At 72.2% G+C, this 11,676-nt stretch carries 9 protein-coding genes and 1 pseudogene; 5 read left to right on the forward strand and 5 right to left on the reverse strand.

Annotated elements, in window-relative coordinates; all coding sequences use genetic code 11:
* Window positions 1-100 precede the first annotated feature (100 nt).
* From BLV72_RS18840 to BLV72_RS18860, 5 genes are all read left to right on the forward strand, one after another.
* Complete coding sequence (locus tag BLV72_RS18840) at window positions 101-913, forward strand: response regulator transcription factor (protein WP_093463621.1); 813 nt, start codon at window positions 101-103, stop codon at window positions 911-913.
* 23 nt (window positions 914-936) lie between these two features.
* Window positions 937-1,959, forward strand: coding sequence for a LacI family DNA-binding transcriptional regulator (locus BLV72_RS18845; protein ID WP_093463623.1), 1,023 nt, complete (start codon window positions 937-939; stop codon window positions 1,957-1,959).
* 593 nt (window positions 1,960-2,552) lie between these two features.
* A complete protein-coding gene (locus tag BLV72_RS18850; RefSeq protein WP_093463624.1) occupies window positions 2,553-3,671 on the forward strand; it encodes a S1C family serine protease in 1,119 nt (372 codons plus the stop codon).
* Window positions 3,672-3,799: 128 nt separating this feature from the next.
* A complete protein-coding gene (locus tag BLV72_RS18855) occupies window positions 3,800-4,540 on the forward strand; it encodes a response regulator transcription factor (RefSeq protein WP_093463626.1) in 741 nt (246 codons plus the stop codon).
* Window positions 4,537-5,958, forward strand: a complete 1,422-nt coding sequence (locus BLV72_RS18860; RefSeq protein ID WP_093463627.1) for a sensor histidine kinase — start codon at window positions 4,537-4,539, stop codon at window positions 5,956-5,958. The genes BLV72_RS18855 and BLV72_RS18860 overlap by 4 nt, the downstream gene beginning before the upstream one ends.
* Before the next feature lie 152 nt (window positions 5,959-6,110).
* Here the strand turns inward: BLV72_RS18860 and BLV72_RS18865 are convergent.
* The 5 genes and pseudogenes from BLV72_RS18865 to BLV72_RS18885 all read right to left on the reverse strand — a co-directional run bounded on the left by BLV72_RS18865 (window position 6,111) and on the right by BLV72_RS18885 (window position 11,530).
* Window positions 6,111-7,656, reverse strand: a pseudogene (locus tag BLV72_RS18865) (ABC transporter ATP-binding protein).
* A 232-nt stretch (window positions 7,657-7,888) separates the two neighbouring features.
* Entirely contained in the window at window positions 7,889-9,130 is a 1,242-nt protein-coding gene (locus BLV72_RS18870; protein ID WP_093463628.1) for an ABC transporter permease, read from the reverse strand.
* Window positions 9,127-9,864: an ABC transporter ATP-binding protein gene (locus BLV72_RS18875; RefSeq protein WP_093463630.1), complete on the reverse strand. Its 738-nt coding sequence runs from the start codon at window positions 9,862-9,864 to the stop codon at window positions 9,127-9,129. The genes BLV72_RS18870 and BLV72_RS18875 overlap by 4 nt, the downstream gene beginning before the upstream one ends.
* Complete coding sequence (locus BLV72_RS18880; protein WP_093463631.1) at window positions 9,861-11,009, reverse strand: peptidoglycan-binding protein; 1,149 nt, start codon at window positions 11,007-11,009, stop codon at window positions 9,861-9,863. The genes BLV72_RS18875 and BLV72_RS18880 overlap by 4 nt, the downstream gene beginning before the upstream one ends.
* The gene (locus tag BLV72_RS18885) at window positions 11,006-11,530 is read right to left on the reverse strand and encodes a hypothetical protein (protein WP_093463633.1); all 525 of its coding nucleotides are present in this window, start codon (window positions 11,528-11,530) and stop codon (window positions 11,006-11,008) included. The genes BLV72_RS18880 and BLV72_RS18885 overlap by 4 nt, the downstream gene beginning before the upstream one ends.
* Between the last annotated feature and the right edge of the window lie 146 nt (window positions 11,531-11,676).

The following is an 11,676-nucleotide window of genomic DNA, read 5'->3' on the forward strand; positions in this document are numbered from 1 at the left end:
CGGGAGGTGCCCCTCTCGCAAGGGACCGAGGAGGAACCGACGTAATGGGCGAGCGAAGCGTGCACAACCTCGAGAACAAGGCCGGGGCGGGTGGTGGACGATGAGTTCCCTCCTGCTGCTGACCAACGCACTCCAGCCCTCGACGGAGGTGCTCCCCGCCCTCGGCCTCCTGCTGCACAGCGTGCGGGTGGCTCCCGCCGAAGGCCCGGCCCTGGTGGACACGCCGGGCGCCGATGTCATCCTGATCGACGGCCGTCGCGATCTGCCGCAGGTGCGCAGCCTGTGCCAGCTGCTGCGGTCCACCGGCCCCGGCTGTCCGCTGATCCTGGTGGTCACCGAGGGCGGGCTGGCCGCCGTCACCGCCGACTGGGGCGTCGACGACGTCCTGCTGGACACCGCGGGCCCGGCGGAGGTCGAGGCCCGGCTGCGGCTGGCCATGGGCCGCCAGCAGATCACCACCGACGACAGCCCGATGGAGATCCGCAACGGCGATCTGTCGGTCGACGAGGCCACCTACAGCGCCAAGCTCAAGGGCCGTGTGCTCGATCTCACATTCAAGGAGTTCGAGCTGCTGAAGTATCTCGCCCAGCACCCCGGCCGGGTCTTCACCCGGGCGCAGTTGCTGCAGGAGGTCTGGGGCTACGACTACTTCGGCGGCACCCGCACCGTGGACGTCCATGTCCGGCGGCTGCGCGCCAAACTGGGCCCGGAGCACGAGTCCTTGATCGGCACCGTGCGGAACGTGGGCTACCGCTTCGTCGCGCCGGAGAAGGTCGAGCGCGCCGCCGAGGAGGCCCGGGCCAAGGCCGCGACGCGGGGCTCCGCGGCGGGCGACACGGCGCGGGGCGAGCGCCCCGGCGGGGCGCCCGGCTCCGCGGCGAGGGCCGCTGCCGCACGACCGGCCAACAGCTAGCTGGACCCGCGTAGACTTCGCGCGTGGCCAAGGTGACGCGGGATGATGTGGCAAGGCTTGCGGGGACGTCGACCGCGGTCGTCAGTTACGTCATCAATAACGGACCCCGGCCGGTCGCCCCGGCCACGCGCGAGCGGGTGCTTGCCGCGATCAAGGAGCTCGGCTACCGGCCGGACCGCGTCGCGCAGGCGATGGCGAGCCGCCGGACCGATCTCATAGGGCTGATCGTGCCGGACGCCCGGCAGCCGTTCTTCGCGGAGATGGCACACGCCGTCGAGCAGGCGGCCGCCGAGCGCGGAAAGATGGTGCTGGTCGGCAACTCCGACTACCTCGACGAGCGCGAAGTGCACTATCTGCGCGCCTTCCTGGGGATGCGGGTGTCCGGGCTGATCCTCATCAGCCAGGGCCCGAGCGAGAACGCGGCGGCCGAGATCGAGGCGTGGGACGCCCGGGTGGTGCTGCTGCACGAGCGGCCCGAGGCGATCGACGACGTGGCGGTGGTGCTGGACGACGTCGGCGGCGCGCAGCTCGCGGTGCGGCATCTGCTGGAGCACGGCCATGACTACGTGGCGTGCCTCGGCGGCACCGAGATAACCCCGACCGTCGGCGACCCCGTCACCGACCACGTCGAGGGCTGGCGCCGCGCGATGCACGAGGCGGGCCGCCCCACGGAGGGGCGGCTCTTCCAGGCCCCGTACAACCGGTACGACGCCTACAAGGTCGCCCTCGACCTGCTGGCCGGCCCCGACCGGCCCCCGGCCATCTTCTGCGCCACCGACGACCAGGCGTTCGGGGTGCTGCGGGCGGCGCGTGAGCTGCGGATCGAGGTCCCCGGGGAGCTGGCGGTGGCCGGCTTCGACGACGTCAAGGAAGCCCACCTCACCGACCCCCCGCTGACCACGGTCGGCTCCGACCGCCCCGCGATGGCGCGTGCCGCGGTCGACCTGGTGCTGGACGACGGCGTCCGCCTGGCGAGCTCCCGCCGCGAGCGGGTCAAGCAGTTCCCGTCGGCACTGGTGGTCCGCCACTCCTGCGGCTGCGCGTAGCGCGGAGCGCTTCTGTCGGGGTCGGGGCCCCGGAGGCCCCGACGGCCCCCTGTTGTCTGCGCCGTCCGGCGGGATGGGCCCTGCGGGCCCGTTGTGGTGGGCGGGGGGCGCCTGCCTGTTCTGGCGTCGGCGTCCGCCGCGCTGTGCGGGCTCCTTTCCCGGCGGGCGACGAACGCGCGTTGGGGGCCCCGCGGCCCCGCGAACGGATGCCATGCGCGGCGCGCGCCCGCCCAGTGGCCTCCCCTGCGGGGAGATTCCGCGCCTGGCGAGGCTTGTGATCCCGGCGTTCGGTGGCTGGGCCCCGATGCGCGCGGAGGCTCGTGTCCTGCGGGCGGCGTGCTCCTCCCGGGGTGCAGCGTCCGCCTTACGGCGGCGTGCTGGCGGGGCGCGACGCCCACGTTCTGCGGTTGGACCTCGCTGACCTGCGGTGCGACCGAGGGGGTTCGGGGGCGGCGGGGGCCGAGGTTACGGCGGCCCTCGGCGCCCGGCGGACACGCCCCCGCTCGCCGCCTTATGTCGGGCATACCGACTTCTGGTGGGGTTCTCAGCGGGCACTCAGGGGACTCTCATACTTCGGTCGCACAGTCATAGACATGACGGACAGCACACGCCGTAGCGGCGCAGACGAGCCCTATCCCTTCTCGTACGGCGGTGGTGCGGGGTATCCCGATCCGCCCGCGTACGAGCCTCAGCAGGCGGTCACCACGCCGTCCGGGGTCACCGTGTGGCCGAGTGGTGGCAGCGGTGGCGGAGGCGGGGTCGGGGAGGACGGCGGCGCGGGCGCGGGTCAGGGGGCGCAGGGTGGTGGAGGGCGGCGCAGGGCGCGGGCGCCGCGTCCGGTCGCCCTGATCGCGGCCGTGGCGGCGGTCGCGGCGCTCGTGGGCGGCGGGGCGGCCGCACTGGTCACCAACGCCACCCAGAAGTCTGACACCACGGTCTCCACCCCCGTGGTCAACGCCAAATCCACCAGCAGCAGCGGGGTTTCGGCCGTCGCGGCGGCCGTCAGCCCCAGCATCGTGGAGGTCAGCGCGAGTGGCACCAGCGGTCAGTCCACCGGCTCCGGCGTGGTCATCACCGGCGGCGGCGAGGTCATCACCAACAACCATGTGGTCTCCGGCGCCGACTCGATCAAGGTGACCTTCAGCGACGGCAGTAAGAAGACCGCGACGGTCGTCGGCACCGACAGCAAGAAGGACCTCGCGCTGATCAAGGTGGAGGGCGCGAGCGGGCTCAAGGCCGCGGCCCTCGGTGACTCCAGCAAGGTCACCGTGGGCGATCAGGTCGTGGCCATCGGCTCGCCGGAGGGCCTTACCGGCACCGTCACCAGTGGCATCGTCTCCGCGCTCGACCGTGAGGTCACCGTCTCCACGGACCAGAGCCAGGGGCAGGGCCAGGGCGGTCAGGGTCAGGGTGGCGGCGGTCAGTGGCCCTTCGAGTTCGGCGGCGGCCGGTACAACGGCGACGTCGGCGAGTCGACCACCACCTACAAGGCCCTCCAGACCGACGCCTCGCTCAACCCCGGCAACTCCGGCGGCGCGCTGATCAACATGAGCGGCCAGGTCATCGGCATCAACTCCGCGATGTACTCCGCGGCCTCGGGCCAGAGCTCAAGCAGCGCGGGCAGCGTCGGCCTCGGCTTCTCGATCCCGATCAACACGGTCAAGTCCGATCTCGCCTCCCTGCGCTCGGGCGGCAGCGACGGCAACGTCTGACCGACCCACGTGCGAGGCTGGCAGCAGCGCGGCGGAGCAGCGACGGAGCCATTCCCGCGGAGCGGCTCGCTCGGCAGCGCGGCCACCTCCCCGCCCACCGTCATCGTGATCGTGAAGGAAACCGACCCATGAGCCCCGCCGACCACGGCGATCAGCCCGCCCGCATCCTGATCGTCGACGACGAGCCGGCCGTCCGGGAAGCCCTGCAGCGCAGCCTCGTCTTCGAGGGCTACGCGACCGAGACCGCCGTGGACGGACTGGACGCGCTGGACAAGGTCGGCTCCTACGACCCCGAGCTGATCGTGCTCGATGTGCTGATGCCCCGGATGGACGGGTTGACCGCCGCGCGGCGGCTGCGCGCCACCGGGGTGACGCTGCCCATCCTCATGCTCACCGCGCGGGACACGGTCGGCGACCGGGTCACCGGGCTCGACGCGGGCGCCGACGACTACCTCGTCAAACCCTTCGAACTGGACGAACTGCTGGCCCGCATCCGCGCCCTGCTGCGCCGCAGCTCCTACGCGGGGCAGCAGGGCACGGCGCTCCCCGAAGGCGACGTGATGGTCTTCGGCGATCTGCGGATGGACCTGATCACCCGCGAGGTCACCCGGGGCGGGCGCCGCGTGGAGCTGACGCGTACCGAGTTCACCCTGCTGGAGATGTTCCTGGCCCATCCCCGTCAGGTGCTCACCCGTGAGCAGATCCTCAAGGCGGTGTGGGGCTTCGACTTCGAGCCGTCGTCCAACTCGCTGGATGTGTACGTGATGTATCTGCGCCGTAAGACCGAGGCGGGCGGCGAGCAGCGGCTCGTGCACACCGTGCGCGGGGTGGGCTATGTGCTGCGGCCCGCGGAGGGCGATCCCTCGTGAGGTTCCACAGACTGCCGCTGCGTTCGCGGCTGGCCCTGCTGACCGCGGTGGCCGTCGCGGTGGCGGTGGCGGTGTCGGCGTTCGCGTGCTGGCTGATCGTCCGGGAACAGCTCAGCGCCCAACTCGACTCGTCCCTGCGGAACGTCAAGGTGGACGAGCGCAATGTGCTGAGCATCCTGGAGGCGTGCCAGAGCCCCGGGGGCGCCGACGGCCACACCCCGCGCGCCCTCGGCTCGTACTCCGTGCAGATCGTGCTGGCCGACGGGAGCCGCTGCACCCAGCCCGGGGCCACCCAGCTCCCGGTGACCACCGCCGATGTGGAGGTGGCCGTCGGGCAGCGGCCGAGCGCGCTGCATGACGCGACGGGCGCGGGCGGCGGGGACATGCGGGTGTACACCTACCGGCCGACCGAGGGCCCGGGCAGCCCGCTGCCGCGGGGGATCGCCGTCTCCATGGCCCGCCCGCTGAGCGAGGTCGAGCATCCGCTGGGCACGCTCACCCTCGTCCTCGCCGTCGTCGCCGGGGTCGGCGTCGTCGGCGCGGGCGCCGCGGGCCTGTGGATCGCCAGGACCGGGCTCAAACCCGTGGACCGGCTGACCGAGGCGGTCGAGCATGTGGCCCGCACCGAGGATCTGGCCGTGCGCATCCCGGCGGACGGCGATGACGAGATCGCCCGGCTGTCCCGGTCGTTCAACTCCATGACGGCGGCCCTCGCCTCCTCCCGCGACCGTCAGCAGCAGCTCATCGCGGACGCCGGACATGAGCTGCGCACGCCGCTCACCTCGCTGCGGACCAATATCGAACTGCTCGCCCGCAGCGAGGAGACCGGCCGCGCGCTGCCGCCCGCCGACCGTAAGGCGCTCATGGGGAGCGTCAAGGCGCAGATGACCGAGCTGGCCGCGCTGATCGGCGATCTGCAGGAGCTGTCCCGGCCCGACGCCCTGCCCGGCAGCGGCCCCCCGCAGGTGATCGCCCTGCACGAGGTGGCGCGGACGGCCCTGGAGCGGGCCCGGCTGCGCGGTGCGCATCTCACCATCAACGCCTCGATCGAGCCCTGGTACGTCCGTGGCGAGGTGGCCACGCTGGAGCGGTCGCTGGTCAATCTCCTCGACAACGCCGTGAAGTTCAGCCCTTCGGGTGGTGTGATCGACGTCGTCCTCAGAAGCGGAGAGGTAAGGGTGCGGGACCACGGCCCCGGCATCCCCGCCGAGGAACTCCCGCATGTCTTCGAGCGCTTCTGGCGCTCCCCGTCCGCCCGCAGCATGCCCGGCTCGGGCCTCGGCCTGTCGATCGTGGCCCGTACGGTCCAGCAGGCGGGCGGCCAGGTGGGGCTGGAGGCGGCCCCGGGCGGCGGCACGGTCGCCTGGATCAGGCTCCCGGGCGCGCCGACGGCTCCGCCGGGGATCGACGTCGACTGAGCGCGGCCGGGCGTGGCCCGGCGCGGGTCCGGTCCGGCCCGTTCAGTCCGGCCCGTTCAGCCCGGCCCGTTCAGCCCGGCCCGTTCAGCCCGGTCCGTTCAGCCCGGTCCGCTCGGTCCGGCTGAGCCCGGACGAGCCCAGCCCGCCCCCCATCAGATCGGTCCGAGCCGGAGCGTCGGCTGGGGGCCGGTGCCCGTCGAGGAGCCGTCCAGGGGGCCGTCCGACGAGTGGCCCTCCAGGGGGCCCTCCAGAGCGCCGCTCCCGGAGCCGTGCAGCCGGGCGTACGTGCCCTCCAGCGCCAGCAGTTCGCGATGCGTGCCCATCTCCACCACCCGCCCGTGGTCCAGCACCAGGATGCGGTCCGCGTCCGGGGCCAGGTGCAGATCGTGGGTGATCATGAGCGTGGTGCGGCCGGACATCAGCTTCCGCAGCGGCCGGACGACCCGCCGCGCCGCCAGCGCGTCCAGGCCGGTGGTGGGCTCGTCCAGGACGAGGACGGGCGCGTCGCGCAGCATGGCGCGGGCGATGGCGATGCGCTGCAACTGGCCGCCGGACAGCCGCGCCGTATGCGGGTCGATCCGGGTGTCGTAGCCCTCGGGCAGGGCCGTGATGAAGTCGTGCGCGGCGGCGTCCCGCGCCGCCCGGACGATCTCGTGCTCGGCGGCCCCGGGGCGGCCGCAGGCGATGTTCTCGCGGATGGTGTCGTGCAGGATCAGGGTCTCCTGCGGCAGCAGCGTCACGTTCGCCCGCAGAAAGCCCAGCGGCATCACGTACAGGGGCACGCCGTCGAGCCGTACGAACCCCTCCCCGGGGTCGTAGAAGCGCGTCAGCAGCCTGCGTCAGCACGACGTTGCCGAGCGACTCCTCGACAACGGAGGTGATCGCGCCGTCGGCGACCCGCTCGTCCCGCGCGACCGAGCCGATCCGCCCCGAGAAGCGCCGTGCGGCCAGCCAGAAGAGCGGTGCCAGGACGAAGGTGACCAGCGCCAGATCCCAGCGCAACTGGAAGGCGGCGACGGAGAAGAAGACCGTGCTGAAGAGGGCGGAGACGGTGCTCACCACCCCGGAGACCACCATCTGCTCGATGGACTCCACGTCCCCGGTGAGGTGTTCGACCAGATCGCCCTGGCGGTGGCGCTGGAAGAAGTGCGGCGGCAGATCCTGCACATGCGCGAAGACCCGGGCGCGCAGCCGCAGGACGAACCGCTCGGCGGTCCATACGGCGAGCGAGTTGCCCGTATAGCCGACGGCCGCGCCGAGCACCGCCACCGCGAGCCACTGCGCGGCGGGCACCCAAAAGGCGCCGAGCGAGCCCTGCCGCAGGGCGTTGTCGGTCAGATCGGAGAAGAGGAGGATCGCGGCGGTCTCGGCGAGCGCCGCGGCGATGACACAGGCGCAGATGAGCACCAGCCAGCGCCGGTCGCCCTTCGTGAGTGGCCAGAACCGGCGGAACGCCTGCCGCGCCGGCAGCCGCGGAACGGCCCCTTCGCCGTCGAGTTCGTCGAGTTCGTCGAGTTCGTCGAGTTCGTCGAGTTCGCCATGCTCGCCGTCCCCCGCGTCCGCGTCGACGGCCAGGTATTCCTCGGGGAGCCGCGGGGCCGCCTTCGGCTGATGACGACCGTAAGGGCGCGGCCGCCCGGTGCGCCGATGCCGGCCGGGGCCGGTGGCCGGGTCGGCCCCGAGCGTGCGGAGCCGCATGGTGGGCTGGTCTTCGTACGAGATCACGGTCGCTCTCTCCCGCTCGGCTCCGGACATGGCCGAGGCGGGCCCGCGGCGCGGTGCCGCGGACCCGCCTCCGGGATGTGGGTCAGCCGCCGATGGGACGACGGTGGGGCTTCTTCGGGCCCTTCTTCGGGTCCGGCTTCGGGGCGTGGTGCTTCTTCTCGAACGGTTTCAAGAAATTCTCATGCCGAATGGGGAACCGCACCGCCTACGGACCGGAGAGTGCGGCCCGGGGTGCGAGCCGGGCCGCGCGTACAGCGGGCCACAGACCGGCGAGCGCGCCGATCGCCATGGTGGCGCCGACTCCGACGCCCAGTGCCCAGGGCGGGACGACCACCTGCCAGTTCTGGGAGAGTGCGTATCCCGCCGACGCTCCCGCGCCGAGGGCGGCGCCGCTGATGCCGCCGAGGGCGGAGAGCATGACCGACTCGGTGAGGAACTGGGTGCGGATCTGGCCACGGGTGGCGCCGAGCGCCCGGCGCAGGCCGATCTCGCCACGCCGTTCGAGAACGGCGATGACCATGGTGTTGGCCACGCCGACACCACCGACCAGCAGGGCGATGGCGCCGATGCCGACGAGCAGGCCGGTGAAGGCCCGGTTGGCGGCCTGCTTGGCGCTCAGCGCGTCGGAGGGCCGGGAGACCGTGACCTCGTTGGGCGCCTCGGGGTTGACGGTGGCGGCGAGGACCCCGCGTACCTGGTCGACCTTGCTGTCGGCGGTGCGGGTGTAGATCATCGTGGGGCGGCCGTCGAAACCCAGGTGGGTCTTGGCCGCGTCCCAGCCGATGAGCGCCGCCGAGTCCAGCTCGGGGGCGAGCGGCGCCTTCTGGAGGATTCCGGTGACCGTGAACCACTGCTCCCCGAGCCAGATTTGGGCACCGGGGGTGGTGATGCCCAGGTTCTCGGCCGCGGTGGTGCCGAGGACGACGGCCGGGTAGCGGCTCTGGGCGCCGTTGAGCCACGTTCCGGCGGCCATGTGGAGCCCCACGGTCCTGGGCAGGCCGAGTCCGGCCCCGAGGACACCGATGCCTCTGCTGGCGGCCTTGGGAATGCGGTCGTTGCGGTAGACCTTGGCGCCCTTGACGCTGCCGGTGGCCGCGGCGTTCTCGACCGGGGCGATATGCCCGACCATGTCGGCGGCGTTTTCGGGCAGTGGCGCGGGGTCGCCGACGAAGTCCTTGCCGGGCGTCACGGTGAGCATGTTCGTCCCCACCGAGGCGAGTTGCGCGTTGAACGCGGCCTGGCTGGAAGCGGATACGGCGACCACCGCGACCATCGCGGCGATACCGATCGCGATACCCAGCGCCGACAGCAGCACCCGGGTGGGGCGGGTGCGCAGCCCCACGCTGCCCACCCGCAAGGTGTCGGCCGGGCTGAGCCTGCGGGGGGTGAGACGGGCCGCGGTGAGACGGGCCGCGGTGTGACGCCGCGGGTCGGGGCGGCGGCTCACCGCAGGACCCCTTCGGTGATCCGGCCGTCGCGCACGCGGATACGGCGGGGCAGTGCGGCGGCCAGTTCCTGGTCGTGGGTGATGATCAGGACGGTCGTGCCGGCCGCGTTGAGTTCCCGCAGAAGTTCCACCACGGACGCTCCGGACGTGGTGTCGAGCGCGCCGGTGGGCTCGTCGGCCAGCAGCAGCGGCGGGTCTCCGACCACCGCGCGGGCGATGGCGACGCGCTGTTTCTCGCCGCCCGACAGTTCGCTCGGGCGGTGGTCGAGGCGGTGCCCGAGGCCGACCCGGCGCAGGACCCTTTCGGCCCGCGCGCGGCGCTGCTTGCGGGGGACGCCCAGGTAGAGGAGTCCGTCGGCGACGTTGTCCAACGCGCTGACCCCGTCGGCCAGGAAGAACTGCTGGAAGACGAAGCCGATGGACCGGGCCCGCAGCGCGGACAGCCTGTTCTCGCCCAGCCCTGCGATGTCGTGACCGTCGATGCGTACGGTGCCGGACGTCGCCACGTCCAGCGTGCCGATCAGGTTGAGCAGGGTGGATTTTCCGGAGCCCGACGGGCCGACGACGGCGAGGAGTTCGCCCCGATCGACGCGGAAGGACACCTGATGGAGCACCTGTACCCCGCCCGGATACACATGGTCGACGGCTTCGAGCTCCACCAGCGGCGCGGGTCCGGCCGGCGCGGGTCCGGTCGGCGCGGGCCCCGCCGGGGCCCCCGCCGGGGCCGGCGTCATGCGGCGACCCCCACCGTGGTGCCGGCCGTAAGGCCGCTGCCGCTGACCTCGACCCTGCCGTTCGCGAACATGCCGAGCTTCACGGCGCTGACGGTGCCCTTACCGTCGGCACCGATGACCTCGACGCCGTAGCCGCCCTCACGGAGCGCGAGCAGTGCGGTGATCGGCACGGTCAGGACGTTCTCCTTCCTCTCGCTCTGGAGCCCGACGGTGACCGGCGCCTCGGTGATGTCCGCGACGTCGTCGTCCAGCTCGATGTCGACGCCGATGGTGGATTTGTCCGCGGCGCCGTTCTCGCCCGGCGTCTTCTTCACCGTCGTACCGACACTGGTGATCGTGCCCTTGACCGATTTGCCGTCCGGGAGGGTGACGGTGGCCGTGCCGTCCTTCTTCGCCAGCGACCGGTCACCGATGTCCAGGTCGACATGGACCTGGCGCTTGGACGAGGTGCCGGTCAGCACGGGTCCGCCCAGCCGGACGTCCGAGCCGACCGGGGCCTTGTGCGCGCCGATCCTCAAGGCTCCGGAGGCGAACACGACCCGGCCGTCCTCCACCGTCCCCGTCTGCGAAAGGCCGAGGGCCTTCTGCCAGCGCTTGACCACCTGCTCGGTGAGGTCGGTGAATTCGCTGTCGGGGGTGAAGCCGCGGTAGCCGAGGGCCTGGAGGTTCTCCTCCAACTGGCGTACGTCCTCGCCCTTGTCGCCACTCTTCATGTCCCGGTACGCGGGCGACTTCCCGTACAGCAGGACCACGGGTTTTCCGTCCACGCCGTAGAGCCGCTCGCCGCGCGAGACGGTGCTGCCGATGCCCGGCAGGCCGGTGACGGTTCCGGCCAGCCGGCCCATGACCGAGGTGCTGCCCTTGAAGCCGAGCGTTCCGTCGACCTGTTTGCTGTTGATGAGCGTCTGGCGGGTGACCTTGTCCGTGTGCCGCGTCGGCTTGTCCGAGCCCGCCGCCGGGGCGGTGCCGGTGCCGGCGGTCGCGTAGTACACGCCGCCCCCGGCCGCCGCGACCAGGACGGCCGCGATGATCCAGCGGCCGCGGCGCCGACGGCCGCGTGGCCGGTGGCGCGGGGCGGCGTCGGGGGAGTCGTTCCCGCTCGCTTCGCTCTGCGGCACGGCGCCGCTCTCCGTGGCGGCGGTCACCGGCCGGTCTTACCGCTGGACATGGCGCCGCATGCCTTGAGGGCGTCCTGTGTCTTCTTCGATTCACCGTCCGGGATGTTCATCCTCCCCTCGTCGGTCGGGTCCTCGGCCTCGACTCCCTTGTCGCGCAGGCACTTGGCCAGCTTCACGTCCTTCGCCTTCTGCTCCGGGGTGTACTCCGGGGCCTGGCCGTCCGCGTTCGGCATGAACTGCTTGCACTGGTCGAGCGCCGCCTGGAACTTCTTCGGGTCGGTGGGCTGGACGATTTCCGCCTTGTCAGGGTCCGGGTCGGGCATGTCGATGCCCTGTTCGCGCATGCATGCCGCGTACTTCAGCCGGGCCTTCTGCACCTCCTCCGGGCTCTTCGCCTTCTGGGAAGCGCTCGCGGACGGCTTCTTGTCGCCACCGGCGCTGGCGACATCGTTATCACCGCCGCCTCCGCCACAGGCCGACAGGACGAGGACCATGCCCAGGGCGGCCGAGGCCAGGGCACAGTGCTGACGCGGAGAGAGGACAGGCATGGGGACCTCACGGGTGGGGTTGGAGCCGGTGCTTGCGCCATGAGAGAACCAGCCGGCCGTGCGCAGGGAGGTAAGCGCGGGAGGCCGTCATGCCCTGCCACGCTTATCCCTCTGCAATCGGCTCCCTGCTTGCATGGCTGGGCCGG

Origin of the sequence: Streptomyces melanosporofaciens (assembly GCF_900105695.1) — a bacterium.
GTDB lineage: Bacteria > Actinomycetota > Actinomycetes > Streptomycetales > Streptomycetaceae > Streptomyces > Streptomyces antimycoticus.